The organism is Lacticaseibacillus sp. YLM2-1, assembly GCF_056583465.1.
Window position 1 is genome coordinate 1,198,119 of the sequence record NZ_CM152617.1, and the last position, 26,249, is coordinate 1,224,367.

Consider the following 26,249-nt stretch of genomic DNA (forward strand, 5'->3'; position numbering starts at 1 on the left):
TTATGTAAACAGCGGGAGATTAACGCTGTTTGCGTGTTCAAGAAGGAGCAGATTAAAATGACAGGAATCATATTGCCAGAAGAGACGCGAGTGGATTTTGTCGCGCTTAAAGTGGCGAATTTGACGTTGGTGAGTCAATGGTATCAGCAGGTTGCGCGGTTAGATCTGCTACGGCAAAATGGGTCAACGATTTATTTAGGCACCCGGCTTAATCAACAGGTTTTAGTGGTGTTGCATCAAATTACAGGGCTGCAGGCACAACAACCGGTGACTGGCTTGGATCATTTTGCCATTTTGTTACCGAATCCAGGTGCCTTAGGTGCGGCTTATCGCATTGTGGCTAAGAATCAAACTGTAACGACCGCCTTTCAGACAGGTTATCGGGAAGGCTACATTGCCCATGATCCTGAAGGCAACGGGGTTGCTTTCACCATTGATCGCGCGATTGAACAGTATCAAGAAGAACGACAATATAACTGGGAAGACGAAACGCTTCAGTCGATTGACCCGGCAACCATTGGCGAACATGCCGCTCGGGAATATGATCGATTGCCATCTGGTACGACGATTGGTTATGTCCAATTTCGGGTGTCCGATTTACCAGCGACAAGTCATTATCTTGAACAGGGATTGGGTTTTCGCGAAAAGACTAGCCATGATCCAAATGAGGTTTTTTTAGCGGCAGGGGATTATCGGCACCACATTGGCATTAACTTAAGACTGGATGCTAAGTTGGCGTTGCCGACGCCGGATATGTATGGTTTGGATTATGTGAGTTTTATCTTGCCAGATCAGCACGCTATGGAAAACATTTTGATGAACCTTGCTGCGGCAGGTTTAACGGATTACGATTATAATAAAGACAATCAATTTTTGATGATTGCTGGTCCTAATCGCCTAACGCTGTGGTTTCGGGTGGCGTGATTCGTGATAATGGTCAGTACATCAGAGAGAAGGCCAGCATGGATTTTCAAGCAGTGACGGATGAACTGAAGACATGGACAAAAGCCCGGGTAATGCCGGGTTTTAGTGTGGCATTATTGGCGGGTAAAACGGTGCAGACGGCGGTCAGTGGCGAGGCACAGTGGTTCCCGCAACCTGCGCCTTTGCAGCCGCATATGCTGTACGACGTGGCATCTTTGACGAAGGTGATAGGAACTACCACGGTGTTCTTGCAAGCATGGGACCAAGGCTTGGTTTCGCCGGATATGCCGCTACATCGATTCTTGCCAGATTTCCCACACACAACCACTTTTCGACAGGCACTCACGCATACTTCAGGACTGGAAGGCTATATTCCGCACCGTAATGCCTTGCCAGCCCCGGCGCTGAAACAGGCGTTGATGACGCAACTGACTGTTACCGAAGAAGTGGATCGTCAAGTGGTTTATCGCGACGTGAATTTGTTGCTGGTTGGCTGGGCTTTGGAACAGGTATATCATCAGCCAATTCAAACACTCATCACGCGGCAAGTGATACAGCCGCTAGCCTTACCGCAAGCTACTTTTCAACCTGATTCACAACAATGCGTTCCAACAACGTATAGTCCGGCAGTCGGGTTGCGGCAAGGCGTTGTCCATGATCCCAAGAGCGCTATTCTTGGTAAGCATAGCGGTGCAGCTGGCTTATTTGCTTCGTTGGCCGACCTAGTAACTTTCACCGAATACTTTTTTGGCAACCGCCAATCAGCAAGCTGGCCCGCGCATGCGGCTGATCTCACACAGGATTGGACAAAGCATCACTTAGGCCGAAGTCTCGGATGGGACTTGCGGCGCGATGGTCAAGACCGACTATGGCTTTATCATACTGGCTTTACGGGCACTTTTTGGCTGATTCAACCTGATGATCAATTGGCATTGGTTGTCTTGACCAATCGGGTTCACCCCCAACCAAATCCGGCTTTTTTGGCAAAGCGGGATGCTTTGATAGCCCGATTTTTAAGTGATTTCAAAACAATGCCTGCTGTATAACTGATAAAGTTTTGGGACATGATTTATAGTTGCAAAAAAAGACGAGCGATTGTCCGTAGTATTTGGAGTACGGAAAACCGTTCGTCTTTCATTTTGTTATAGACAATCTGCTGTTGAATTTAAAGATCCCAGTGCTAAGGCGGAGCAATCGTAGGCCAGATGGGGCCCAGCTGTGCAAACAACACAGCGACTGATCTTGTCGCTGATGTAGTTAGGCGACTTCGAGACCGGTTTTTGGGCTCGAAGCGCCGTCACTGCTCTAGCTACGCGTCGCCACCCCATCTGGCCGGAGATTGCGGCGTTTAACACGGCAAAGGATTCTTTGCCTAGCATTCCTTCCCACACTGTCGTACAAAGCATACGCGGCCTAAAAGCCTGCTTTGATGTACCCGCCATCGCTTAATTTCTTGCGTAGTTGCAACATTGCTGTATAGGTGGCCAGAACGTAAAGTTGATCTTGCGGGGAGCGTTTTAAGGTGCTGATGACATCATCAAGAGCTGGCTTGCTGACAAGCGCTTTTTCGGGCACACCTGCGACTGTAAGGCGTAAACCGATGTCCTTGTAGCGTTCGCCGCCGACCAAATAGCTGGCGGCCTTTTGACTGGCAACGAGTTCTTCAAAATTGCCGTCCCAAATCCAACTAGTATCAATGCCATCTGCATAATTGGCATTAAGCAGCATTGCAAAACCAAACGGCTGCTTGGCGGTTTCGATCATGCTGAGGACCTGGTTGAGGCCGACTGGGTTTTTAACCAAAATCAAGGTTAATTTTTTCTTGCCAAGTTGAATGACTTCTTGACGACCGAAGACCTTCTCGTCATAAGCAAAAGCTTGGCTGATTTCAGTCGGGGTAACACCGAACGCCCGGCCAACAGCAAAGGCGGCGAGCGCGTTGTAGATGTTATACATGCCACCGATGTCGATGTGGCATGGTTGATCATCAATCATGAAGTCGCTGCTTTGTGGGGTCATTTGGGTGACCTCGGTGATTTGATGGGTTAAAGCGGGGCGTTTGAAGCCGCAATGCGGACAAAAATAATTGCCCAAATTGGCGTAAGTTTGTGCATGGTAGTGCAGAATGTGCTGACATACCGGACATAAGACACCGTCCGTATTCGGCGGGGCTTTATGATCGCCATTTGCCGTGAGTTCAAAGCCATAGTAGGTGACTGGATTAGGCAGCTTTCGGGAGCTGAAAATCGGAGCGTCGCCATTAGCAATGACCATCGCTTCAGGATCGCGTGTCACACCGTCTAAAATTTTCTGATAGGTGGTATAAAATTCCCCATAACGGTCCATCTGGTCGCGGAAAATATTGGTGAGAACAAAGGCCTTGGGTTTTAACTGAGCGGCAACTGGTGCGACATTGGCCTCATCAACTTCGAGCACAGCGATACCGCGGCCATGACCGCGCTTCGGCTGGGCCAAAAAAGCCGTTGTGATACCTTGCAACATGTTGGAGCCAGTGGGGTTCGTTAAAACTTCTTTATATTTCTTTTTAAGCACCTTAACAATCAGGCTGGTGGTCAACGTCTTGCCATTTGTTCCAGTCACCACAATAACATCGTAGTTTTGACCGAGCGTCCGCAAGACTTGGGGATCAATTCGGTTGGCGAGCTGGCCTGGTAGGCTCGACCCGCCTTTTAGAAATGTGTGTAAGAACCAGTAACTGCTGCGACCAATGGCAGTTGCCAGGCTAGCTTTTGCAGAAAATGCCACGGCGTTCTTCCTCTCAACTTAATGGGACTATTTTAGCATAAGTTGCAAGCAAACCGGCGGGCGTGGTGTTCTTTGCACAAAAAATCCGTTATACTGTGAGCTGTGATATTTGAGATGGAGGCGGCATATGGCCCAGCTTTTCTTTCGTTACGGTGCGATGAACTCCGGGAAAAGTATTGAAATCCTGAAGGTTGCGCATAACTATGAAGAACAAAATAAGCGCGTAATTTTGATGACAAGTGCCGTGGATGATCGTGCCGGCGTCGGTATGATTGCCAGTCGAATCGGCTTAGAACGCACGGCAATTCCGATTACACACGAAACCAACCTTTACGACATCATCAAGGCAACTGATCCTAAGGCTGCCTGTGTGTTGATCGATGAGGCGCAGTTCCTGCAGAAACATCACATTTTTGAAGCAGCACGTGTGGTTGATGAATTACATATTCCAGTCATGGCGTTCGGTTTGAAAAATGATTTCCGCAATGAGCTGTTTGAAGGTTCAAAATATTTATTACTCTATGCGGACAAAATTGAAGAAATGAAAACGATCTGCTGGTTTTGTGCCAAAAAAGCGATCATGAATTTACGAATTCATGATGGCCAGCCAGTCTACGAAGGCAAACAAGTACTGATTGGTGGGAATGAGTCGTATTATCCAGTTTGCCGACATCATTATTTTCATCCGCCATTGAAGCAGATTGACCCTGCCGATTAAATTTTAAATGGCGCTTGACGATAAGTGCCCGCACTGGCGCGTTTAGCGACTAGGCGTGTCGATTGTGACGCCGGTAAATGCATTTTTAGGAGGAAACATGGATAAGATTTTTGAACAGTTGGATGGTCTGCTGGACCGTTATGAAGAACTTCAGGAGCTGATGTCAGACCCTGAAGTGATTAGCGATACAAAGCGTTATCTTGCCTTGTCCAAAGAAGAAGGCGGCATGCGGGATGTTGTCGCCGCTTACAAGAAATATAAGCAAGTGCTTTCAGATATTAAAGAAAGTGAAGAAGTTCTGCGGGAAAGCAAAGACGACGACATGGAAGCTTTGGCCAAAGAAGACCTCGAAGACTTGCAGAAGCAAAAGGCTGACCTTGAAGATCAAATCAAGGTACTGATGCTGCCCAAGGATCCTAACGACGATAAAAATATCATTATGGAAATTCGTGGTGCAGCAGGTGGCGACGAAGCCAGTCTTTTTGCTGGCGATTTGTTGAATATGTATATGCATTACGCTGAGCGCCAAGGCTGGAAGACCGAGATCATTGACGCAACTCCTACTGAAGTCGGCGGGTACAAAGAGGTTGTGGTCATGATTACTGGGGACAACGTCTACTCCAAGCTTAAGTATGAAAATGGGGCGCATCGTGTGCAGCGCGTTCCAGTGACTGAAAGTGCTGGCCGCGTGCATACCAGCACTGCAACGGTTGGTGTGATGCCAGAGTACGATGAAGTTGATCTAAAAATTGATCCAAAAGATATTCGGACAGATGTCTATCGGTCATCAGGCGCCGGTGGTCAGCACGTCAACAAAACCAGTTCGGCCGTGCGGATGACCCATATTCCGAGTGGCATTGTGGTCTCAATGCAAGATGAACGTAGTCAGCAGGAAAACCGGGCCCGCGCAATGCAGATTCTGCGTTCGCGTGTTTACGATTATTATGAAACCCAGAATCAGGAAAAATATGATCAGAATCGGAAGAATGCGATTGGGACTGGTGATCGGTCGGAACGAATCAGAACTTACAATTACCCGCAAAACCGGGTTACTGATCATCGAATTGGGTTAACACTCAACAAGCTGGATCGTATCATGAATGGCGAACTGGACGAAATTATCGATGCGTTGATCGTTCACGATCAGGCACAAAAGATGGAATCGCTCAATGTCTAAAACGTATGCCGAGGCGCTCAAGTGGGCGTCTTTGTTGTTGACCAAGGACGGGATTGATCCTGACGGTGCGCGGTATGTCTTGATGACACGTGCGGACTTCACCCCAAGTCAATTGATTTTGCATCGTCAAGATCTGATGCCTGAAACACGTTGGCAGCAATTTCAACAGGATGTCGAACGCTTGCGTCAGTTTGAGCCGGCCCAATACATTGTCGGGGTAGCCCCTTTTTTTGGTGAGTTGTTTAAGGTCACACCAGCAGTTTTAATTCCGCGATTTGAAACTGAGGAGCTTGTGGCTTGGGTCGCTGAAGAGCAACGGACAGCACAAACTGGCTTGGATCTTGGTACTGGCAGCGGGGCGATTGGCTTAACCTTAGCCCGCAAGTTGCCGCAAACAACGATGACATTGAGCGATGTTTCACCAGAAGCACTTGCGGTCGCTAAGCAAAATGCTAAGGAACAGCAGGTGGCAGTTCAGTTTACGGTGAGTGACTTGTTTGCAGCCCTACCAGCACGGTATGACTTTGTTGTGACAAATTTGCCTTATATCGCCCCAGAAGAGACGCCTGTGATGGATCAAAGCACGCTGCGTTATGAACCTAAGTTAGCATTATTTGCAGGGCATCATGGCCTCGCCGTTTTTGAGCAGTTTGTTGCAGCGTTGCCTCAGCACTTAACAGTTGGCGGGGCGGCATACTTAGAATTCGGTTATCGCCAAGAGCCGGCATTGCGCGAACTTTTTGCTAAGCAACTGCCACAGGCGCAGGTGACTTTTCGACGCGATATGGCAGATCATCCTCGTATGGCCAAGCTGCAATTCTGAAGGTTAAAACGCATGGTGTGACCCTTGAACCGATCTGCTACAATTTTTCTACTAAGTTTGAGCTATTTTAAAAAGAACATGATTTGGAGGCAACATCTTGTCAAAACGTTATCACGAATCTGATATTCCGGAAGCTGCGGCTGCGCTGAAGCGTGGTGAGTTGGTGGCCTTTCCCACCGAGACTGTTTATGGTCTCGGGGCGGATGCGACCAATGTGACGGCCGTTGGAAAAGTTTATGCTGCTAAAGGGCGACCGTCTGATAATCCCTTAATCGTAACGGTTGCCGACGCCGAAATGGTCGGACAATATGCCACGATTACCCCGCTTGCAGCAAAGCTAATGGAGGCTTTTTGGCCGGGGCCACTGACAATTATTCTGAATATTTTGCCAGGTCGGCTGTCCATGAAGGTGACTGGTGGCTTGCAGACAGCTGCCTTCCGAAACCCCGATAACGCGTTAACGCGCAAATTGATTGCGACAGCCGGCGTACCCATTGTCGGTCCATCAGCCAATACTTCGGGCAAGCCGAGTCCAACAACCGCTGACCATGTGTTGCATGATCTTGACGGCAAAATTGCCGGTGTACTCGATGACGGGCCAACTCAAGTCGGTGTTGAATCAGCAATCATTGATCTCACGGTCACGCCACCAGCTATTTTGCGGCCGGGAGCCATTGGACCCGATGAACTTGAACCGTTAATCGGACACGTTGATACGGCAGCACATCATGTTGGCCAAAACGAAGCACCTAAGGCTCCAGGAATGAAATACAAGCATTATGCACCAGCTGCGCAGGTAGTTGTTGTCGATGATCCAGCGCAATTTTCGGCAGCGGTCGCTTGGGCTAAACAAACTGGTCAAGTGTTTGGCCTGTTGGCAACTGATGCAATTTTGGCTCAGTATCCGACGATACCAAGCTATTCACTTGGGAAGGATGTTCAAAGCGCTGCCCACGCTTTATTTGCCGGGTTACGGTGGTTTGATTTACATCCCGATGTCACGCTGGTCTTAGCACAAGCCTTTTCAAAAACTGAATTAAGTGCTGCTTACATGAATCGGCTGTTGAAATCGGCTGGCGATATGCATTTTCAAGGATAGTCGCGGCGGATCATAGCGCTAACCGTTTATGAGTGCTGGACTATCGAGGACTCAAGTTTAGCCGTCGTGCTGAATCGTTATCTTGGATGATGGCAGCTGTTTAAACGAAACAGAACGCCAACATTCAGCTACAAATAAGTAGATTTTCTAGCAGACCCACGATGATTTGCTATAATGAGACCAACTGACAGAGCCTTTGTGAGTTGGTTTTTTTAATAAAAGCAAATGCAACGGGTGTTTTGGTGGCGCATTTTAAAGGAGGAACTTGCATGGATTTCATGGCACAAGATCCAGAAGTTTTCGGTGCAATTCATAACGAAGAGGAACGACAAGAACATAATATTGAACTTATCGCTTCAGAAAACATTGTTTCCCCAGCGGTTCGGGCGGCACAAGGGTCAGTGCTGACGAATAAGTATTCTGAAGGTTATCCTGGCCATCGTTATTATGGTGGTAATCAATACATTGATGTGGTTGAGAATCTCGCCATTGATCGCGCTAAGAAATTGTTTGGGGCCGAATTTGCAAATGTACAGCCGCATTCCGGTTCACAGGCAAATATGGCCACGTATCGCGCCTTTTTAGAAGATGGCGATAAAGTGCTGGCAATGGATCTAACCGATGGCGGCCATCTGACTCACGGCAGCCCAGTTAGTTTTAGTGGTCAGGAATATCATTTCTACCATTATGGTTTGGATCCGAAGACAGAACGGCTAAATTACGCCAAGATTCGTGAGCAGGTTGAACAGGTGCAACCGCGAATGATTGTTGCGGGGGCTTCGGCTTATAGCCGCGAGATTGATTTCAAAAAATTCCGCGAAATTGCCGATCATGTTGGGGCCTTTTTGATGGTCGACATGGCGCATATTGCCGGGTTGGTTGCCGCAGGTTTGCATATGAATCCGGTACCTTACGCCGATGTGGTCACAACAACGACGCATAAAACGCTGCGCGGCCCCCGTGGCGGCTTGATCCTTGCTAAGGCGCAATACGGCAAGGCCATTAATTCAGCACTTTTCCCCGGTATTCAAGGCGGGCCGCTTGATCACGTGGTTGCAGCAAAAGCCGTTGCATTAGGCGAAGCGTTGCAGCCATCTTTTAAAACATATGCTCAGCATATTCTGGATAACATGCAGGCGATGGTGAGTGGTTTTGAAGAAGATCCGCATTTGCGGTTGATTTCTGGTGGTTCTGATAACCACATGGTCTTGATTGATGTAACGGGTTATGGCGTAAATGGTCGCCAAGTTCAAGATTTACTGGATGAAGTTGGTATCACGACTAACAAAAATCAAATTCCAGGAGAGCAGAATGGCCCGTTTAAAACCAGCGGTATCCGAGTAGGTACGGCTGCCATTACCACTCGCGGCTTTACAGCAGATGAGAGCAAACGAGTTGGCGAATTGATCAGTGCCGCGATTGCCCAGCGTGATGATCAGCCAGCTTTGGACCAGATTCATCAAGAAGTGCTTGCACTGACAGCCCGTCATCCTTTATCATAGTTAGGGTTTGCAAACAAATGATTATCAAAGAAAACGTGATTGACTTCTTTTGAAACCGGTCTATCAGAGGGTTTAGGACGTGATGTTCACGGTAGCACATGACGACTAAGACCTTTATGTAGCGGTTTCTAGGATGAAGAATGCGTTTAGGAGGCGCCAAATGGGCAAATTTACAGTTTTGAATCACCCGTTGATTCAGCATAAGCTGACCCTGATTCGGGACAAGCATGCTGGAACCAAGGAGTTCCGCGAAATCGCCAATGAAATCGCGGAATTAATGGTGTATGAAATCACACGGGATCTGCCGCTTGAAAGTATCGAAATTGAGACACCGATGGGTAAAACTATCCAAAAACAGCTTGCTGGCAAGAAGCTTGCGGTTGTCCCAATTTTGCGCGCAGGTTTAGGGATGGTTGATGGTGTTTTGCGCCTGATTCCAGCCGCAAAAGTCGGTCACATTGGCATGTATCGCGATGAGAAGACCCTTAAACCGCATGAATACTTTGTTAAAATGCCGCCGGATATTGAACAACGGGATTTGATCATTGTTGATCCAATGCTGGCAACTGGCGGATCAGCTAACATGGCCATTGAGGCACTCAAGAAGCGCGGTGCCACATCAATGCGGCTAGTTGTCTTGGTGGCAGCGCCGGAGGGTGTTAAAGCCGTCCAGGCGGCCAATCCAGATGTCGATATCTATGCGGCAGCGTTAGATGATCATTTGAACGAAAATGGCTATATTGTGCCGGGTCTTGGAGATGCAGGCGACAGACTTTTTGGGACAAAATGACATTCTTTGGCATGTGTAAAAGCACGTGCCTTTTTCATATTTCTTCAAAAGAATTTTCATAGCCGCAAAAATAGGTGGTCAAAAGCCGCCCAAAGCCATGAAAACACTGATGAAAAAGCCGCTATGGCGGCAAAAGTTTCTGCTTTCAGTGCTTTGTCTTTTAGGTGAAATGGTGTTAGAGTAATGATTGTGTTTCAGGGGTCTGCCCTAGTAAACAACGATTATCGAAGTCTCCGCAATCGTGCATCATCATTTTGATGATACAAATGATATGACGTCACTTCAGTAAGGAGGTGAATTCTGTGAACGAACAATATCCCTCGATCAAGCTTTTTGGCTTAAGCTTTAACCTGACGAATGACATCGGCGTTTTGGTTTCGGCAGTTCTGGTATTCTTACTGGTATTCTGGCTGTCTCGCAACCTTAAGATGCGGCCAGGCGGCAAGCAGAATGTGCTGGAATGGATCATGGACTTTACGAACGGTATCGTCAAAGGTACCATGCCTGGTTCGGAGCGTTATACTTTTAATTTATTTGCGTTTACGCTCTTCTTATTTATTTTCATTAGTAACCAAATTGGGTTATTCATTGAAGTCGATATCGGCAAAGACACTTGGTTCCGTTCTGCGACCGCGTCGCCTGTCATCACGATGACGTTGGCCATGATGGTACTGGTCCTCTCGCATTACTTCGGGGTTGTCTTCAAGGGTTTCAAAGGATATCTCAAGGGGTATGCGTCACCGGTCGCAATCCTGCTTCCGATCAACCTGCTTGAAGAGTTTACAAATTTCATTACACTCTCCATGCGGCTGTATGGGAATATTTTCGCCGGCGAAGTCTTAGTCCTGCTCATCAGGCAATTTGCTTTCTCAGGCGGGGCCGTCAGCTTCGTCTCCGGATTCTTGCTTGAGGTTCTGTGGCAAGGGTTCTCAGTCTTCATTGGTAGTATTCAAGCGTACGTTTTTGTCACGCTTGGGATGGTTTACACATCACACAAAATTGTGTCCGAGTAACTAAATTAGGAGGAAATTTCTTATGCAATTCATCGCTGCATCAATCGCCGCCGGCATCGCTGCCTTCGGTGCTTCAATCGGTAACGGGATGGTTATCAGCAAAACCCTCGAAGGTATGGCTCGTCAGCCGGAAATGGCTGGGACACTTCGTGGGACTATGTTCATCGGTGTTGGCTTGATTGAAGCCGTTCCGATCTTGTCTGTCGTTGTTGCCTTCATGTTGATGAGTCGTTAATCTGGTTCATCAATAAAGAAGGGAGTGGCAAAAAATGACTTTAGGTGACACACTCTTCACACTAGTCACATTTCTGGTTCTGATGCTAGCCGTCGGGAAAGTGGCCTGGAAGCCAGTTTCGAAAATGATGGCGGATCGTCAGCAGAAAATTTCCGGAGATCTGGATTATGCTGAAAAGTCACGCAAAGACGCAGATGCTTTAGCAGCTAAACGTCAAGAAGAACTGCAACACTCCCAAGCCGATGCCGTTAAGATCGTGAATCAAGCCAAGGAAAATGGCGAGAAACAGCGGCAATCATTGGTCGACGCTGCCAACGCAGAAGTCACCACGATGAAGAAGAATGCGCAAACCGACATTGATCAAGCACGTAAAGATGCCTTGGCCAGTGCCAAAAATGATGTGGCAGACCTAAGTTTGACCATCGCGCAAAAACTGATCGGTAAGGAACTCAATGCAGACGATCAAAAAGGTTTGATCGATGACTATATTAAACGGTTAGGTGATGCAAATGGCAGTCACTAATCAGATGGTCGCACCCCGCTATGCCAAAGCTTTATTGGAAGCGGCACAAGATCAAAATCAGGTGGAGACGGTCCATGAAGAGTTACAAGCGCTACAGTCTGTCTTTAACGACAACCCAACGATCTTGACTATTTTTGATAACGCTCGAATCACGGCAGCTGATAAAGATGCCTTGATGACAACCTTAACCAAGGATGCTAGCCCGCTGGTCGCTAACTTGTTGAAGTTAACCCAGCAATATGGGCGATTCGGAGCATTACCAGCCATCATCAGCGCGTTTAACCAAGCGTACGATGAGGAGGCCGGGATTATTGCGGCGACTGTGACGACTGCAGTTGCTTTGTCAGCAGATCAAGCTGATGCTTTGCGCAGTACCATTGCTGCGCGTTTTGGCATGAAATCGACCCAACTGGATCAAGTCGTTGATCCAAGCGTCATCGGCGGTGTGCGAATTCAAGCACGCGGTTCGGTTATCGATGGTACGGTCAAGCACCGTTTCGATAAGATGAAAGCTGCACTGCTGGCAGACTAATGAGTAAGTAAAAGAGGTGAACCGGATGAGCATCAAGACTGAGGAAATCAGTTCTCTGATCAAAAAACAACTTGAAGGATATCAGGACGATTTGGCGGCTGAAGAAGTCGGCACTGTGACTTACATCGGTGATGGGATCGCACGTGCGACTGGGCTGGAAAATGCCATGGCCAACGAATTGCTCCAATTTAGCAACGGCTCATACGGGATGGCGTTAAACCTTGAAACGAACGATGTCGGGATCATTATCTTAGGTGACTTCGATGAGATTCGCGAAGGCGACCAAGTGAAACGCACTGGCCGAATCATGGAAGTTCCTGTCGGGGATGCCATGATCGGGCGAGTTGTCAATTCTTTGGGTCAGCCGGTCGACGGTTTAGGCGCGATTAAGACGGATAAAACCCGTCCGATCGAGTTTAAGGCGCCAGGTGTTATGCAACGCAAATCCGTATCAGAACCGTTACAAACCGGTTTGAAAGCGATTGATGCGCTGGTACCGATTGGCCGTGGTCAGCGTGAGTTGATCATTGGTGACCGGAAAACCGGGAAAACATCAATTGCGATTGATACCATTTTGAACCAAAAAGATCAAAACATGATCTGTGTGTACGTTGCGATTGGGCAAAAGGACAGTACGGTTCGAGCTCAAGTTGAAACGTTGAAAAAATATGGTGCGATGGATTATACCATCGTGCTGACTGCTGGCCCATCTGAACCTGCACCAATGCTGTATATCGCGCCTTATGCCGGTGCAGCGATGGGTGAAGAGTTCATGTATAACGGCAAGCACGTCTTGATCGTGTATGATGATTTGAGCAAACAGGCAACCTCATATCGTGAGCTGTCCTTGCTGCTCCGTCGTCCGCCTGGTCGTGAAGCCTATCCTGGGGATATTTTCTATACCCACAGTCGCTTGTTGGAACGCGCTGCTAAATTGAGTGATAAACTCGGCGGCGGTTCTATGACGGCGTTGCCGGTTATTGAAACTCAGGCAGGCGATATTTCCGCGTACATCCCGACTAACGTTATTTCTATCACGGATGGTCAGATCTTCTTACAAAGCGATCTGTTCTATGCGGGTACACGTCCAGCCATTGATGCCGGTGCTTCTGTTTCCCGTGTTGGTGGTGATGCGCAGGTCAAGGCGATGAAGAAAGTTGCCGGGACATTGCGGTTGGATCTGGCATCCTTCCGTGAACTGGAAGCCTTCACGCAATTTGGTTCTGATTTGGATGCAGCAACGCAAGCTAAGTTGAATCGTGGTCGCCGAACGGTTGAAGTGCTGAAGCAGCCTGTTCACAAACCGTTACCGGTTGAAAAGCAGGTTATCATTCTTTACGCATTAACCCATGGCTTCCTTGATCCAATTCCGATTGAAGACATTACTCGCTTCCAAGATGAACTGTTTGATTTCTTCGATAGCAATGCAGCTGATTTGCTCAAGCAGATTCGTGACACCGGTAATTTACCGGATACCGATAAACTTGATGCACAAATCAAGGCTTTTGCCGGCGGATTCCAAACGAGTAAACAACTTGCTGCAGCGAAAGACTAAGGAGGTGCCGCATGGCTGAATCATTAATGGACATTAAGCGCAAGATCGCATCGACCAAGAAAACCGGTCAGATCACGCAAGCCATGCAGATGGTTTCTGGGGCCAAGTTAAGTCAGATCGAAAAGCGGGCTAAAAAGTATCAGATTTATTCTGATAAGGTTCGCCAGATTGTGACCCATTTGGCTGCTGGGCAGCTTCTTGAGTTAGCCAACGCTGCAGAAAGTGATACCGATTCGGGCGACAAGAGTCAGGTCATCTCCGTTGCTAGCCTGCTTCAGAAGCGGCCGGTGAAGAAAACCGGCTATCTCGTGATCACAAGTGATCGCGGGCTGGTTGGCAGTTACAACAGCACGGTTTTAAAAGCCATGATGCAGATGATCAAAGATGACCATGAAAGTCCTGACGATTACGTCATGATGGCCATCGGTGGTGTCGGTGCTGATTTCTTCAAAGCACGCGGCCTGAATCTGGCTTATGAATATCGCGGTGTTTCTGACATTCCGACTTTTAATGAAGTTCGGGAAATCGTAAAAACAGCTGTGACGATGTTTGACAATGGTGTGTTTGATGAACTTTACGTTTGTTACAACCATCACGTCAACACTTTGACCTCTGCTTTCCGTGCAGAGAAAATGTTGCCGATCAGTGATTTGGATGTCAGTGAAGTGGCCGATACCAATGTTGAGTATCTGATTGAACCAGATCTTGACTCGGTTTTGGAATCAGTTTTGCCGCAATATGCGGAAAGTCTGATTTTCGGCGCGATTATGGATGCCAAAACGGCTGAACATGCCGCTTCGACCACTGCTATGCGTAGCGCAACTGATAATGCCAATGACCTGATCTCACATCTGTCGACCCAATATAACCGGGCCCGACAAGCTGCGATCACCACAGAGATCACTGAGATCGTCGGTGGTGCGGCAGCACTAGAATAATCACGCGCTAGCTGGTGCTGGTTCTTAAACACACCAGCTCGGTGCTCATCATAACGCGCTCGCTGACGCAGGAACCAGCGTGTAAGGACCTTGGCCGCAATGACCAAAGTGCGGTCATCCCAGCCAAGGCCGCTTACACTCCGATTCCTAAACGCGTCAGCTCGCGCTCAATTTACAACAGGAGGACGAAAATGCCAAATTCAACTGGTAAAATCGCGCAAGTGATCGGTCCTGTTGTCGACGTAGCCTTCCCAATCAATGGCGATCTGCCAGAAATCAATAACGCCTTGACCGTTGCCAAGAAGGATGGCTCCCAGCTTGTGCTGGAAGTTGCCTTGGAACTTGGTGATGGCGTGATGCGGACTATTGCGATGGATTCCACCGATGGTCTGCAACGCAACATGGCGGTTCAAGATACTGGCGGTCCGATCTCAGTCCCTGTCGGAAAAGACACACTGGGTCGGGTGTTCAATGTGTTGGGCGACCCCATCGATGGCGGTGAAGCCTTTGGACCGGATCATCGGCGCGACAGCATCCATCGTGATGCGCCAAAATTCGAAGATTTGAATACCAGTTCAGAAATCTTGGAAACTGGCATCAAAGTCATCGATTTGCTCGAACCTTACCTGCGTGGTGGGAAGGTCGGACTCTTCGGCGGTGCTGGTGTCGGCAAAACCGTTTTGATTCAGGAACTGATTCATAATATTGCCGAGGAACACGGCGGCATCTCCGTTTTCACTGGGGTCGGCGAACGAACCCGTGAAGGGAACGACCTTTACTTCGAAATGAAGGAAAGTGGCGTTCTGGAGAATACAGCCATGGTCTTTGGTCAGATGAACGAGCCGCCTGGTGCCCGGATGCGGGTTGCCTTGACCGGATTGACGATCGCGGAATACTTCCGTGATGTTGAAGGTCAGGATGTCCTGCTGTTTATCGACAACATTTTCCGGTTCACTCAGGCCGGTTCCGAAGTTTCTGCTTTACTTGGCCGGATTCCATCAGCTGTTGGTTATCAGCCAACGCTGGCAACAGAAATGGGTCAGTTGCAGGAACGGATTACATCGACTAAAAAAGGTTCAGTTACATCGATTCAGGCAATTTATGTGCCTGCTGATGACTATACTGACCCTGCGCCGGCAACGACTTTTGCGCATTTGGATGCAACGACCAACTTGGAACGGCGTCTGACTGAGCAAGGGATTTATCCCGCCGTTGATCCGCTGGAATCATCTTCTAGTGCATTGACGCCGGAAATTGTCGGTGATGAACATTATAAAGTCGCTACCGAAGTGCAACAAGTTTTGCAGCGGTATCGTGAGTTACAAGATATCATCTCTATTTTGGGGATGGATGAATTGTCTGACGAAGAAAAGGTCGTTGTGGCCCGTGCTCGCCGGATTCAGTTCTTCTTGTCACAAAACTTTAACGTTGCGGAACGGTTCACTGGCCAGCCAGGTTCATATGTGCCGGTTGAAGAAACGGTTAAAGGCTTTAAAGCTATCTTGGATGGCAAATACGACGATTACCCTGAAGATGCCTTCCGTTCGGTTGGTCGCATCGAAGAAGTTGTCGAAAAGGCTAAGAAGATGGGCTTTGCTCCTGACGATCAGAATACGGATGCTGACGAAAAGCCGGCTGCACAAGCTGCAGCTAACTAAGGAGGCGACGCGTTTTGGCTGAAACGAGCAACGTTCTTCGGGTCAACATCGTGACGCCTGATGGGTTAGTATACGATCATCACGCCAGGATGCTAGTTGTTCATTCTGTCGCAGGCGAATTGGGTATTATGGCTAATCACGAACCAATCGTGACACCACTTGAGATCGGTGAGGTTGACGTGCAACGTGTTGACGCCAGTGATCACAACGATTCAATTGCGGTTAACGGCGGTTTTATGGAAGTATCAGAAAATGTTGCTTCCATCGTCGCCGATTCTGCCGAGCGTGAGCGTGATATTGATCTCAGTCGTGCGCAAGCTGCGCGCGATCGTGCTCAAAAGCGCATTGCTCAAGCAAAGAATGATCATAATCAAGACGATCTTCGGCGGGCACAAGTCGCACTGCGACGGGCCATCAACCGAATTAACGTCAAGACCAGTCATTAAACATGAAAAGCAGTTCTCTCCCAACTTGGAGAGGACTGCTTTTTGCTTGCTGCTTGATGAAAGTTAGCAAAACCTGCAATCAAGGCCACTTATGCTCCGGTTTCTAACCGCGCCTGTTCACGCTCTGCTTGCGTCTTATCGCGTTCTGCGGGAAGATACCTCATGAGGTGATCATATGTTTCAGACAATCGGTTTAAACGGCGCGATTACAATCGTGTCGCATTTTGTTTTCATCATGCTCGCGTTCCGTGCACTCAATGCCTTGCGCTTTGAACAGTTCATCAAAGCCAACCATGTTCGTGAGGCACAGGTCTTGTTACTCTTCATTGCGGTTGCGCTAGGATTCTTAGTCAGTTCGTTCTTTCTATCACTCTTACAAGCAGCTTTAAACTTACCTAAACTTTTCCTGTAAAAACCTCGTCTTAACTATGGTATAATGCGATAGTTAGTCAATTTACGAGGAGAGATATATACCCATGGCAAAAGATATTGGGATCGACTTAGGGACGGCCAATGTGCTGATCAATGTAAAAGGCAAAGGCATCGTCTTAAATGAGCCCTCCGTTGTCGCCATTGATACCCATACCGGCAAAGTGCTGGCGGTGGGGACAGAAGCCTATAAAATGGTTGGACGGACACCGGGTAATATTCGGTCGATCCGGCCGTTAAAGGATGGCGTCATCGCTGACTTTGACATTACCGAAGCAATGCTTGAATATTTTATCAATAAACTAAATGTAAAAGGTGTTTTTTCAAAGCCTAATATTCTGATTTGTGCACCAACCAATATTACGGATATTGAACAGAAAGCGATTATTCAGGCAGCTGAAAAGTCTGGCGGCCGCCATGTTTACTTGGAGTTCGAGCCAAAAGTAGCGGCTGTTGGAGCGGGATTGGATATTTTCCAACCACAAGGCAATATGGTTATTGATATTGGCGGTGGGACGAGTGATATTGCTGTCTTATCCTTAGGCGAAATCGTCACGAGTCGTTCACTGCGCTTGGCAGGTGACAAAATGGATGCCTCCATTGCTGCCTACGTGAAGAACAAGCATAAGTTAATTATTGGTGAGCATACCGCGGAACAGATCAAAATCAAGATTGGTGCCGTTTACGAAGCCGATGAGAAAGAAACGATTGAAGTCCGTGGCCGTGATATTGCGACTGGTTTGCCACGCGAAGTTTCGGTGACATCTGTTGAAGTTGCTGAAGCTTTACATGAGACGATGATGGCGATCATTGAAGGCGCAAAAGGTGTGCTTGAAAAGACGCCACCGGAATTGTCTGCGGATATCATTGATCGTGGGATTATGCTGACAGGCGGCGGCGCCTTGCTTAAAGGTATTTCACAACTTTTTGCTGCAGAGTTGAAAGTGCCAGTGTTGTTGGCGGACGATCCTTTAGATGCAGTTGCACTTGGGACCGGTGTTTTACTCGATAATATTGAACACCATCGCCAGTACTAGGAGCGAGCTATGGACTCACAATATCCTAAACGCATCTTCCACATCATTAAAATTTGGCTGATGATAGCCTTAATCGCACTGATATTGGGCTTATTGATTGGCTTTGCTCTTGGGGAAGGTAATCCGCTTAAGTTGTTCCTACCATCAACATGGGTGCACTTCTTTAAGTTTCTGCGTTAGGAGTGTTTCATGAAACAGGTTCTGACATGGTTAGTGCGGGGCTACCAGCGCTTCATTTCCCCGTTGCTGCCGCCGAGCTGCCGATATTATCCGACATGTTCAACCTACATGATTCAGGCGTTGCAGAAACATGGCGCCATCAAAGGTTCCTTAATGGGGATTGCCCGGATTTTACGGTGCAACCCCTTTGTTAAAGGCGGGCTTGATCCAGTGCCAGCTTTTTTCACTTTGCGGCGTAATCCGCATCCCGAAAATGACTTGGATCTTAGTGACATTCAAAATCTCAATCATAAGCTAGGAGGCCGTCATGGCTAAGGAAAGAAATATCAAGGTCACACAGGCAGATGAAACTCGAAATGGTCATACAGTTTCGGTTTTAAAAATCGGTGACCGGGAGATTGGCTTTATTGAACCGGACGGCACGCGATTTTCAGCATTTGTAGCTGGCTCGACTAAGCCTAACCGGTTCAAAACACTGGATGCCGCAGTTAATGCGTTGATTGCCGAATACCATTTACATCAAGGCTGAAACAACTCTGGCAGCGCGCATCGCAACATCCAGTGCTCCGTGATTTTAGAGGTAAATCGGTATTTGAACGGTTTTATCATCAACATTCAGCTAGTAAAGAATATGCTTTTGCGAAAATCGAAGGCATTTTAAGAACGAAACGTGAACCAACGCGTTTAGGCAAGAGCGTGAACTGGCACGTTCAGAAACCGGGACATAGGCGACCTTGAGACGACCTGTTGGGTTTTGACCCTTTAGTTTCAAGGCTGTTATGTGCACGTTTCTGCGTCAGTGAACGTGTTTAAAGGAGGGCAGCCCGTGGAGTCACACGAAATCAAATCAAACTCAGAGGGTGATCGGATTGATTATGGCATCATCCTGTCAGTCATGTTACTGGCTTTGATCGGGCTTGTGTCCATCTATCTGGCCACCGCTCATGATACTTCTACGCTACAGAATCCTGTTCGTGCCACGGTTATGCAGGCGGCGTGGTATGTGATTGGCGGTATCGGCATTTTCTTCGTTATGCGATTTGATGCGGAGCAGCTTTGGCGCATTGCCCCTTATTTATACGGGATTGGCATTTTTCTGATGATTGCGGTATTGATTTTTTATGACCGCAACACAGAAGCCAGTACAGGTGCGAAAAGCTGGTTTGCCCTTGGCCCGATCAGTTTTCAGCCGTCAGAAGTGATGAAACCTGCCTATATTTTGATGTTGAGTCGCGTTGTGACCCAACACAATGCTGCTTTTTCACATACCATTCAACACGATTGGCAGTTAATTGGCCGGATGGTTTTGTGGACATTACCGATAGCAGTCCTCATGAAATTTCAAAATGACTTTGGGACGACACTTGTTTTTCTGGCGATTTTCGCTGGTGTTACCTTGGTTGCCGGGATTAATTGGCGCATTCTCGTGCCGATTGCACTTGTGGCTGGCATTATCGGGACAGTTGGCATTCTGTTAGTGACGCAGACATGGGGTCGATCTATTCTTGGTAGTATCGGCTTTAAAACATATCAATTTGCCCGAATTGATTCGTGGTTAAACCCTTCTGGTAGTACAACTGGCGACAGTTACCAGCTGTGGCAATCGATGAAGGCTATCGGTTCTGGTCAATTGACTGGGAAAGGGCCAATGCACATTGCAGTGCCTGTCCCAGTCCGAGAATCGGATATGATCTTTTCCGTGATTGGCGAGGCTTTCGGTTTTGTAGGTGCTGCGGTTTTGATTCTGTTATACTTTATGTTGATCTACCAAATGATTAGGGTCACGTTTGACACAAAAAATGAGTTTTATGCTTACATCTCGACTGGTGTCATCATGATGATCCTATTCCATGTATTTGAAAACATCGGCATGAACATCGGGTTACTACCATTGACGGGGATTCCGCTACCATTTATTTCACAAGGTGGTTCATTCTTGTTGGCTAATATGTTATCAGTCGGGATGGTCTTGTCGATGCGCTACCATCATACGAGCTACATGTTTAGTCGCGACACAGAAGATTTTGAATAGGGGAGAGCAAAATGGCAACAACTTATTTTTGGCAAGATGAACTGGCTGCCGGGCAAATTCGTCTCGGCTTGACCCAAGAGGCTCAAGAAACGTTAGGCAAAATCAAGTATGTTGATTTGCCAACAATTGGCGCGAGCCTTACCACCGGCAAACCTTTTTTAAGTGTTGAAGCCGAAAAAGCCGTGTTAGATCTTGAGGCACCGTTAGCAGGAACAATTGTGGACGTGCATCAGGAATTGAGTGATAAACCAGCTTTGTTAGACGAAACCGATCATAACAAAAACTGGGTTGTGACAGTTTCAACCAAATAGCTAATCAAAAAGCCGACCCGCATTTTTAAAATGACGGTCGGCTTTTTGCATGGCACATTGTGATTTAGCGCGGCTTATTCGAAGAAGCGCTTGGCAATTTCTTGATAAATTTTGATCGCCGTTGTGTAACTGTTCAGGTCGATGTGTTCATTCACTTGATGACTGAAGTGGTTATCACCGGGGCCATAGACAATCACATCAAAATGGTTAGATGATTTGATGAACTCGGAAGCATCGGTTCCTCCAAACGCAACGGCTAATTCAGCTGGTTTACCAGTTACCGCCGCGATGGCAGCATTTGCCGAAGTTACCAAGTGGCCTGTTTTATCGGAGTGAACCGGCAGAAAACGGTGCAATACTTTCAACGTGAGTTTCGCATTGGTCGTGGCGTTGACATGTGCCACTAAGTCTTCAAGCATTTTCACAACCAGCTCAATATTGGCCGATGGGGTCGGGCGAAGATTGCCACGAAGGAAAGCGTGGGCTGGAATGGTGTTGACTTGGTCGCCGCCATTGATGACCGTGATTGAATGTCGAAATGGGCCGAGATCCGGGTCAGCAGGCGCCTTGTCAAAGGCGTGATGTTCCAGTGCGGCAAAAGTCGTTAGACCATCGATGGCATTGACGCCTTTTTCAGGCCTAGAACTATGGACAGAGACGCCTTCACTGTCAATCTCGTAATTCACGGTACCAGCATGTGCATATTTTAAGATTTTAGTGGTGGGTTCACCAACAACTAAGCCAGCGAGATCATCGGCATAGCCTTGCTCTGTCAGCAAACGAGCGCCCATCGCACCGTATTCTTCGCCTACCGTTGCAATCAAGCGAATCGGATGAGTGAATCCGGATTGTTTGAGGGCGATCAGGGCCAGCACCATGGCGGCTAAACCGCTTTTCATATCATCGGTGCCACGACCATACATCACATTGTCGACGACTTTGCCGGAAAAAGGTGGGTACGTCCAGGCTGACTCGTCTCCAGGACTCACAACGTCTTCGTGGCCAGTGAAACCGAGAACGCGATCACCATGGTTTAATTCGGCAATTAAATTCACGCGGTCTTCTGTGTAGGGGATCAGCTTGGTAGGAATATCGGCAGCCTCAAGTTCGGCTTGCAGCAGTTTGGCGACGGCGAGCTCGTTGCCATTTACAGAATTGATTTGAATCAGCTTTTGGAGCAGGGCAATTGGTTCTGTCATGATTGCACCATCCTTTGTCGCGACAGTCAGCTATTGCAGACTTTGTGCGCGAGTTTTGTTGAGCACAGCTTACACTCTTTTTGATTTAAAATTCAATGATTGACAAGTTAAAAAATTGTGATAAGCTCACTTGTACAAACTTGAAATTGATTGTAAACGGACTGAGTGAGTAGTTACCGCGAGGCAGTACAGAAAACCTGATGAGCTGAGAGCAGGGTCGCTAGCGGAAATGAAGATGGCTTGGCACACACGGCACACCGAGCAAATTGCGAGGCTGTGATGGTTGGCACCCATTATCCTGCACCCGGATGAATTCGTCCGCTGAGTGGATCACGTTTTGTGTGGTCAATTAGAATGGTACCGTGGGCCAGAGCTCACTTCTAACAAAGATTGATAATTTGTTAGAAGTGAGTTTTTTTTCGGTCTTTTTGTATCAATGGCAAGTTTATGCGCCTCGGACTGCAGGCCGACGCACATATTTTAGAGAGCGCGAGTCAGCTCGGTAAGAAACCGAAGCATAAATAGGCGGGGACGTGATAGCCGTATTTTGGCCACTAGGAAACTTATGCGTAGATTGATGGGTTGGCGAACGTATTTAGGAGGAGAAGACATGAAACGGTTTTGGAAAATTTTGACAACCATTTTTGTTTTAGGATTAGTCTTGGTTGGGTGCGGTAAAAGTAGCAGCAGTTCGTCCAGTAGTCAAAAGCAAACGACGGTGAAAATCGGGGTCGTTGGCGCGGATAATCGCGTCTTGCAAGCAGTTGCTAAAAAGGTTAAAAAAGAGGGCATTACGATCAAGATCGTACAGTTCTCGGATTACAATCAGCCTAACACCGCCTTGCGCGATCATGATATTGATTTGAACCTGTTTCAGCATCAGTATTTCCTGGATAACTGGAACAAAACCCACAAGGCTGATCTAGTCAGCATCGGGCAGACCATCATTGCACCACTAGCGATCTATTCCAAAAAAATCACTAAAATTAGCCAGATCAAGAAAGGTGACACCATCGCACTTCCTAATGATCCGACTAACGAAGGCCGCGCATTACAGTTACTTGAAACTGCTGGTTTAATCAAACTGAACAAAAAGGTTGCCTTGCCAACCACGCGAGACGTGACCGAAAACAAATTGGATCTTCAGTTGAAGGCCGTTGATGCTGCCCAGACAGCAAGTTCCTTACCAGACGTGGCCGCTTCCGTCGTCAACTCTGGCGTTGCACACGATGCCAAACTGGATCCCAAGAAGGCTGTTTATACTGAAAAAGTCGACAAGCAAAGCCAACCATGGATTAACGTTTTCGTTGCAAACAAGAAAGATCAAAATAATGCTACTTACAAGAAGATCGTCAAAGCATACCGAACAAAAGACATCGCTGACTTGATTGAGAAACTTTATCATGGCAGTGAAGTCCCAGCTTGGACGCAGAAATTTTAATGGTGAGTTGAGAAAAGTTAATAGCAAAGTGAGCAATATTGAGGGTAATCCAGTTGGATCCTGGGATAGAAAGCAAGAGCTGGCGGAGCGGCGAGGGGGCTCAGCCGTGAAATGTGACTAGGTCATAATTCTTAGCCAGAGAATAAAAACGAGCAATTTTCCGCGTATTGGAAAAATCGTTTGCTTCTGCCCGCTTATAAATTATTTGTTGCGATTTTAAAGACTGTAGTGCCAAGGCGGAGCAATCGTAGGCCAGATGGGGCTCAGCCGTGGAAACAACACAGCGACGGGCTCTGGAGCTGATGTTGTTAGGCGACTTCGAGACCGCGGGCTTTGCGGGCTCGAAGCGCCGTCACAGCGTTCCAGCCCCAGCTGGCCGGAGATTGCGGAGTTTGGCACGGCAGAAACGCGTTCGCAGCCGCAGAAACCTGCACATAAGGACCTCAAGCCTAAATGGCCAAGGCCCAGCCATTTAGGCTTGAGGCCACTTATGCTCCGGTTTCTGAACGCGGCTGCTCACGCTCTGATTTAAACGCGTTCACCAGCCCAGAAACCTGCGTATAAGGACCACAAGTGCAATGGCCAAAGCCCCGGCCATCACACTTGTGGCCACTTATACTCCGGTTTCTAACCGGGCTGGTTCACGCTCTGAGTACTTTATCTTGACATTTTACCTAATCATCGTCTAAAATCGATTTAATTCATTTCGGGAAACGAATGACGTGAGTGAGTAGATCTAATCAGACTGTACAGAAAACCTGGGTAGCTGAGAGCAGGGTAGTTAATTGGATCGAAGATGGCTCATTGATCGGCATCGCTGAGCAGTGGTTAAGCGATGATGGCTGGCGGCCTTTAATCCGCACACAGGTGATTGCCTGTTATTGAGGACGCGATGGCGTCGAATTAGAATGGTACCGCGAGCTAGGCTCGCTTCTAAAACTTGTTTTTAGAGGCGAGCCTTTTTGAATGCTTTCATCGCTTGCACACATCATTTGTTTACCTGAACGAGGAGGAGAAAGTTCATGAAATTTTGGAAAAAGGCAATTTTGACGTTTGCACTGATTTTACCAATATTTGTTTTAGCAGCTTGTGGCAAGTCGGCTAGTTCAACGAAGAATACCACGGTTAAAGTTGGCATCATGAGCACGGATAAAGAAATTTGGACTGATATTCAATCACGTTTGAAGAAGCAGGGTGTGACGATCAAACTTGTTCAGTTCACTGACTATAATCAGCCTAACCAAGCACTGGAAGATGGCGATATTCAACTCAATGCCTTCCAGCATCACAATTTCTTGGATAACTGGAACAAGAAACACAACACCAAGATTGTTGATATCGGCGCAACCTACATCGGCCCGATGCGCGCTTACTCCAACAAGATCAAATCGTTGAAGGACGTTAAGAACGGCGATCAGATCTCGGTACCAAACGATCCTTCCAATGAAGGCCGTGCTTTACAGTTGTTGGCACAAAATGGCTTGCTGACGTTGAAAAAGGGTGTAGCTTCACCGACTATTCGCGATATCACTGAAAATAAGCTGAATCTGAAGTTTACTGAATTGGATGCCGCTCAAACAGCCCGTTCTTTGAATGATGTCGCAGTTGCTGTTGTCAACAATGATATTGCTGCTGCCGCTAATCTGAAGCCAGCTAACGCAATCGCAGTTGAAAAGATTACTAAGGCGTCCAAGCCTTGGGTGAACTTCATTGCTGCCAAGTCAGCCAAGGACAAGGACAATGCGACCTATAAGAAGATCGTGAAAGCCTATCAGACACAGCGGACAGCTGATCTTTTGAAGAAAGTTTACAAAGGTTCAACCTTGCCGGCTTGGAACTATAAGTTTTAGTTAGAAACGGGGACAATCATGTCAGATCAAGCAGTTGTGACTTTAAAAGATGTGGACGTTGAGTTCCACGGCAAAACCCGCTCGGTGCATGCCGTTGATCATGTGGACTTAACGGTCAACCGCGGTGATATTTATGGCATTGTCGGATACTCTGGTGCCGGCAAATCCACACTTGTTCGGACCATCAACTTGCTGCAGCGCCCAACTGGCGGCAGCGTCAACGTCCTAGGCCAGGATATGTTGGCCTTGTCGCCGGCGCAGCTGCGCAAGGAACGCAAACGTATCGGCATGATTTTTCAGCATTTTAATCTGATGAACAGTCGAACTATTGCTGACAATGTTGCTTTTCCATTAAAAGGAATCAAATCGAAGCAAGCGATCCAAAAGAAAGTTGCGGAGTTGCTTGATCTGGTTGGACTCACTGACCGCGCTAATTCCTATCCTGCGCAATTATCAGGTGGACAAAAGCAACGCGTCGGGATTGCCCGCGCGCTGGCGTCAGATCCTGAAATTCTCATTTCGGATGAAGCAACGAGTGCACTTGATCCAAAGACGACCAGTTCTATTCTGGAGTTGCTCCAGTCGCTGAATCAACGACTGGGCCTGACCATTGTACTGATTACCCACCAGATGGAAGCTGTGAAGCAGATCTGTAATCGTGTGGCGGTCATGGATGATGGGGCAATCATTGAACGCGGTGACTTGTTGCAGGTCTTTTCCAATCCTCAGCAACAGTTAACCAAAGACTTCATTGATACTACTTTGCAACTGGATCAGGCGATTGATGCTGTCATGCAGCAGCCGACCGTGAAAAATCTGGGGCCGGATGATCGTCTTTTACGATTAACCTACGTCGGTGATTCAGCCGATCAACCGCTGGTGGCTAAGCTGTTTAGTAGCTATCATGTCACGGCGAACATTCTGTTTGGTGACATTCAGATTTTGCAGGATACGCCGTTTGGCAACTTAATTGTGGTTCTTTCCGGTGACCATGATGAAGTTGAAGCCGGAATCGCGTATTTGAAACAGCAGGATGTCAAGATTGAAGACATTCTTAAGAAGGAGGCCTAG

Annotated in this window: 28 protein-coding genes; 26 read left to right on the top strand and 2 right to left on the bottom strand. The window is 47.7% G+C overall.

Annotation, left to right across the window (positions count from 1 at the left end):
* Positions 1-57 precede the first annotated feature (57 nt).
* Entirely contained in the window at positions 58-924 is an 867-nt protein-coding gene (locus AC07KQ_RS05840; protein ID WP_003564936.1) for a VOC family protein, read from the top strand.
* 38 nt (positions 925-962) lie between these two features.
* Complete coding sequence (locus tag AC07KQ_RS05845; RefSeq protein WP_003564938.1) at positions 963-1,970, top strand: serine hydrolase domain-containing protein; 1,008 nt, start codon at positions 963-965, stop codon at positions 1,968-1,970.
* 367 nt (positions 1,971-2,337) lie between these two features.
* On the opposite strand, the gene AC07KQ_RS05850 is transcribed toward AC07KQ_RS05845, so the two are convergent.
* On the bottom strand, positions 2,338-3,690 hold the full coding sequence (locus AC07KQ_RS05850) for a Mur ligase family protein (RefSeq protein ID WP_013245667.1): 1,353 nt from the start codon (positions 3,688-3,690) through the stop codon (positions 2,338-2,340).
* A 127-nt stretch (positions 3,691-3,817) separates the two neighbouring features.
* On the opposite strand from AC07KQ_RS05850, the gene AC07KQ_RS05855 reads away from it, so the two are divergent.
* From AC07KQ_RS05855 to AC07KQ_RS05955, 21 genes are all read left to right on the top strand, one after another.
* Entirely contained in the window at positions 3,818-4,408 is a 591-nt protein-coding gene (locus tag AC07KQ_RS05855; protein WP_003569954.1) for a thymidine kinase, read from the top strand.
* A gap of 97 nt (positions 4,409-4,505) precedes the next feature.
* Complete coding sequence (gene prfA, locus AC07KQ_RS05860; protein WP_003564946.1) at positions 4,506-5,585, top strand: peptide chain release factor 1; 1,080 nt, start codon at positions 4,506-4,508, stop codon at positions 5,583-5,585.
* Positions 5,578-6,408, top strand: a complete 831-nt coding sequence (gene prmC, locus AC07KQ_RS05865) for a peptide chain release factor N(5)-glutamine methyltransferase (RefSeq protein WP_274990948.1) — start codon at positions 5,578-5,580, stop codon at positions 6,406-6,408. The genes prfA and prmC overlap by 8 nt, the downstream gene beginning before the upstream one ends.
* A 97-nt stretch (positions 6,409-6,505) precedes the next feature.
* Positions 6,506-7,507 (top strand): L-threonylcarbamoyladenylate synthase, encoded by a 1,002-nt coding sequence (locus AC07KQ_RS05870; RefSeq protein WP_003564954.1) that lies wholly within the window; start codon positions 6,506-6,508, stop codon positions 7,505-7,507.
* 269 nt (positions 7,508-7,776) lie between these two features.
* Entirely contained in the window at positions 7,777-9,009 is a 1,233-nt protein-coding gene (gene glyA / locus AC07KQ_RS05875; RefSeq protein WP_003564955.1) for a serine hydroxymethyltransferase, read from the top strand.
* Between the two features lie 160 nt (positions 9,010-9,169).
* The gene (gene upp / locus AC07KQ_RS05880) at positions 9,170-9,799 is read left to right on the top strand and encodes a uracil phosphoribosyltransferase (RefSeq protein ID WP_003564957.1); all 630 of its coding nucleotides are present in this window, start codon (positions 9,170-9,172) and stop codon (positions 9,797-9,799) included.
* 302 nt (positions 9,800-10,101) lie between these two features.
* A complete protein-coding gene (gene atpB, locus AC07KQ_RS05885; protein WP_003564958.1) occupies positions 10,102-10,812 on the top strand; it encodes a F0F1 ATP synthase subunit A in 711 nt (236 codons plus the stop codon).
* A 22-nt stretch (positions 10,813-10,834) separates the two neighbouring features.
* On the top strand, positions 10,835-11,047 hold the full coding sequence (atpE, locus tag AC07KQ_RS05890) for a F0F1 ATP synthase subunit C (protein WP_003564959.1): 213 nt from the start codon (positions 10,835-10,837) through the stop codon (positions 11,045-11,047).
* A 34-nt stretch (positions 11,048-11,081) separates the two neighbouring features.
* Positions 11,082-11,570, top strand: coding sequence for a F0F1 ATP synthase subunit B (gene atpF / locus AC07KQ_RS05895; RefSeq protein WP_003564960.1), 489 nt, complete (start codon positions 11,082-11,084; stop codon positions 11,568-11,570).
* Positions 11,557-12,102, top strand: coding sequence for an ATP synthase F1 subunit delta (gene atpH, locus AC07KQ_RS05900; protein ID WP_003574676.1), 546 nt, complete (start codon positions 11,557-11,559; stop codon positions 12,100-12,102). The genes atpF and atpH overlap by 14 nt, the downstream gene beginning before the upstream one ends.
* A gap of 25 nt (positions 12,103-12,127) precedes the next feature.
* Positions 12,128-13,657: a F0F1 ATP synthase subunit alpha gene (gene atpA / locus AC07KQ_RS05905; RefSeq protein ID WP_003564962.1), complete on the top strand. Its 1,530-nt coding sequence runs from the start codon at positions 12,128-12,130 to the stop codon at positions 13,655-13,657.
* An 11-nt stretch (positions 13,658-13,668) separates the two neighbouring features.
* Positions 13,669-14,595 (top strand): F0F1 ATP synthase subunit gamma, encoded by a 927-nt coding sequence (locus tag AC07KQ_RS05910; RefSeq protein WP_003564963.1) that lies wholly within the window; start codon positions 13,669-13,671, stop codon positions 14,593-14,595.
* Between the two features lie 191 nt (positions 14,596-14,786).
* Positions 14,787-16,253, top strand: coding sequence for a F0F1 ATP synthase subunit beta (gene atpD, locus AC07KQ_RS05915; RefSeq protein WP_003564972.1), 1,467 nt, complete (start codon positions 14,787-14,789; stop codon positions 16,251-16,253).
* Positions 16,254-16,267: 14 nt separating this feature from the next.
* Positions 16,268-16,699, top strand: coding sequence for a F0F1 ATP synthase subunit epsilon (locus AC07KQ_RS05920; RefSeq protein WP_003564973.1), 432 nt, complete (start codon positions 16,268-16,270; stop codon positions 16,697-16,699).
* Positions 16,700-16,874: 175 nt separating this feature from the next.
* Entirely contained in the window at positions 16,875-17,111 is a 237-nt protein-coding gene (locus AC07KQ_RS05925; RefSeq protein WP_003564975.1) for a DUF1146 family protein, read from the top strand.
* A gap of 64 nt (positions 17,112-17,175) precedes the next feature.
* The gene (gene mreB, locus AC07KQ_RS05930) at positions 17,176-18,165 is read left to right on the top strand and encodes a rod shape-determining protein (RefSeq protein ID WP_003564976.1); all 990 of its coding nucleotides are present in this window, start codon (positions 17,176-17,178) and stop codon (positions 18,163-18,165) included.
* A gap of 9 nt (positions 18,166-18,174) precedes the next feature.
* Positions 18,175-18,345: a DNA-directed RNA polymerase subunit beta gene (locus AC07KQ_RS05935; protein ID WP_003564979.1), complete on the top strand. Its 171-nt coding sequence runs from the start codon at positions 18,175-18,177 to the stop codon at positions 18,343-18,345.
* Between the two features lie 9 nt (positions 18,346-18,354).
* On the top strand, positions 18,355-18,660 hold the full coding sequence (gene yidD, locus AC07KQ_RS05940; RefSeq protein ID WP_003564982.1) for a membrane protein insertion efficiency factor YidD: 306 nt from the start codon (positions 18,355-18,357) through the stop codon (positions 18,658-18,660).
* Complete coding sequence (locus tag AC07KQ_RS05945; RefSeq protein ID WP_003564985.1) at positions 18,653-18,874, top strand: DUF2969 domain-containing protein; 222 nt, start codon at positions 18,653-18,655, stop codon at positions 18,872-18,874. The genes yidD and AC07KQ_RS05945 overlap by 8 nt, the downstream gene beginning before the upstream one ends.
* A 297-nt stretch (positions 18,875-19,171) precedes the next feature.
* The gene (locus AC07KQ_RS05950) at positions 19,172-20,377 is read left to right on the top strand and encodes an FtsW/RodA/SpoVE family cell cycle protein (protein WP_003564988.1); all 1,206 of its coding nucleotides are present in this window, start codon (positions 19,172-19,174) and stop codon (positions 20,375-20,377) included.
* 11 nt (positions 20,378-20,388) lie between these two features.
* Positions 20,389-20,688: a glycine cleavage system H family protein gene (locus tag AC07KQ_RS05955; protein WP_003564990.1), complete on the top strand. Its 300-nt coding sequence runs from the start codon at positions 20,389-20,391 to the stop codon at positions 20,686-20,688.
* Between the two features lie 74 nt (positions 20,689-20,762).
* Here the strand turns inward: AC07KQ_RS05955 and AC07KQ_RS05960 are convergent, their stop codons facing one another.
* Positions 20,763-21,887 carry an ArgE/DapE family deacylase gene (locus AC07KQ_RS05960; RefSeq protein WP_003564992.1) on the bottom strand — a complete coding sequence of 375 codons (1,125 nt, stop codon included), beginning with the start codon at positions 21,885-21,887 and terminating at the stop codon, positions 20,763-20,765.
* A 610-nt stretch (positions 21,888-22,497) separates the two neighbouring features.
* Here AC07KQ_RS05960 and AC07KQ_RS05965 point away from each other — a divergent pair.
* From AC07KQ_RS05965 to AC07KQ_RS05975, 3 genes are all read left to right on the top strand, one after another.
* Positions 22,498-23,328: a MetQ/NlpA family ABC transporter substrate-binding protein gene (locus AC07KQ_RS05965; protein ID WP_003564994.1), complete on the top strand. Its 831-nt coding sequence runs from the start codon at positions 22,498-22,500 to the stop codon at positions 23,326-23,328.
* A gap of 1,022 nt (positions 23,329-24,350) precedes the next feature.
* On the top strand, positions 24,351-25,178 hold the full coding sequence (locus tag AC07KQ_RS05970; protein ID WP_003564996.1) for a MetQ/NlpA family ABC transporter substrate-binding protein: 828 nt from the start codon (positions 24,351-24,353) through the stop codon (positions 25,176-25,178).
* A gap of 18 nt (positions 25,179-25,196) precedes the next feature.
* The gene (locus AC07KQ_RS05975; RefSeq protein ID WP_003564998.1) at positions 25,197-26,249 is read left to right on the top strand and encodes a methionine ABC transporter ATP-binding protein; all 1,053 of its coding nucleotides are present in this window, start codon (positions 25,197-25,199) and stop codon (positions 26,247-26,249) included.

What these genes read in the sequence shown, in the direction of transcription:
- atpA (WP_003564962.1), top strand. Translation starts at nt 12,128, where the DNA reads ATGAGCATCAAGACTGAGGAAATCAGTTCTCTGATCAAAAAACAACTT.
- prmC (WP_274990948.1), top strand. Translation starts at nt 5,578, where the DNA reads ATGTCTAAAACGTATGCCGAGGCGCTCAAGTGGGCGTCTTTGTTGTTG.
- AC07KQ_RS05845 (WP_003564938.1), top strand. Translation starts at nt 963, where the DNA reads ATGGATTTTCAAGCAGTGACGGATGAACTGAAGACATGGACAAAAGCC.
- AC07KQ_RS05945 (WP_003564985.1), top strand. Translation starts at nt 18,653, where the DNA reads ATGGCTAAGGAAAGAAATATCAAGGTCACACAGGCAGATGAAACTCGA.
- mreB (WP_003564976.1), top strand. Translation starts at nt 17,176, where the DNA reads ATGGCAAAAGATATTGGGATCGACTTAGGGACGGCCAATGTGCTGATC.
- glyA (WP_003564955.1), top strand. Translation starts at nt 7,777, where the DNA reads ATGGATTTCATGGCACAAGATCCAGAAGTTTTCGGTGCAATTCATAAC.
- AC07KQ_RS05970 (WP_003564996.1), top strand. Translation starts at nt 24,351, where the DNA reads ATGAAATTTTGGAAAAAGGCAATTTTGACGTTTGCACTGATTTTACCA.
- atpH (WP_003574676.1), top strand. Translation starts at nt 11,557, where the DNA reads ATGGCAGTCACTAATCAGATGGTCGCACCCCGCTATGCCAAAGCTTTA.
- AC07KQ_RS05910 (WP_003564963.1), top strand. Translation starts at nt 13,669, where the DNA reads ATGGCTGAATCATTAATGGACATTAAGCGCAAGATCGCATCGACCAAG.
- atpF (WP_003564960.1), top strand. Translation starts at nt 11,082, where the DNA reads ATGACTTTAGGTGACACACTCTTCACACTAGTCACATTTCTGGTTCTG.
- prfA (WP_003564946.1), top strand. Translation starts at nt 4,506, where the DNA reads ATGGATAAGATTTTTGAACAGTTGGATGGTCTGCTGGACCGTTATGAA.
- atpD (WP_003564972.1), top strand. Translation starts at nt 14,787, where the DNA reads ATGCCAAATTCAACTGGTAAAATCGCGCAAGTGATCGGTCCTGTTGTC.
- upp (WP_003564957.1), top strand. Translation starts at nt 9,170, where the DNA reads ATGGGCAAATTTACAGTTTTGAATCACCCGTTGATTCAGCATAAGCTG.
- atpE (WP_003564959.1), top strand. Translation starts at nt 10,835, where the DNA reads ATGCAATTCATCGCTGCATCAATCGCCGCCGGCATCGCTGCCTTCGGT.
- AC07KQ_RS05975 (WP_003564998.1), top strand. Translation starts at nt 25,197, where the DNA reads ATGTCAGATCAAGCAGTTGTGACTTTAAAAGATGTGGACGTTGAGTTC.
- AC07KQ_RS05925 (WP_003564975.1), top strand. Translation starts at nt 16,875, where the DNA reads ATGTTTCAGACAATCGGTTTAAACGGCGCGATTACAATCGTGTCGCAT.
- AC07KQ_RS05965 (WP_003564994.1), top strand. Translation starts at nt 22,498, where the DNA reads ATGAAACGGTTTTGGAAAATTTTGACAACCATTTTTGTTTTAGGATTA.
- yidD (WP_003564982.1), top strand. Translation starts at nt 18,355, where the DNA reads ATGAAACAGGTTCTGACATGGTTAGTGCGGGGCTACCAGCGCTTCATT.
- AC07KQ_RS05960 (WP_003564992.1), bottom strand. Translation starts at nt 21,887, where the DNA reads ATGACAGAACCAATTGCCCTGCTCCAAAAGCTGATTCAAATCAATTCT.
- AC07KQ_RS05840 (WP_003564936.1), top strand. Translation starts at nt 58, where the DNA reads ATGACAGGAATCATATTGCCAGAAGAGACGCGAGTGGATTTTGTCGCG.
- AC07KQ_RS05855 (WP_003569954.1), top strand. Translation starts at nt 3,818, where the DNA reads ATGGCCCAGCTTTTCTTTCGTTACGGTGCGATGAACTCCGGGAAAAGT.
- AC07KQ_RS05935 (WP_003564979.1), top strand. Translation starts at nt 18,175, where the DNA reads ATGGACTCACAATATCCTAAACGCATCTTCCACATCATTAAAATTTGG.
- AC07KQ_RS05955 (WP_003564990.1), top strand. Translation starts at nt 20,389, where the DNA reads ATGGCAACAACTTATTTTTGGCAAGATGAACTGGCTGCCGGGCAAATT.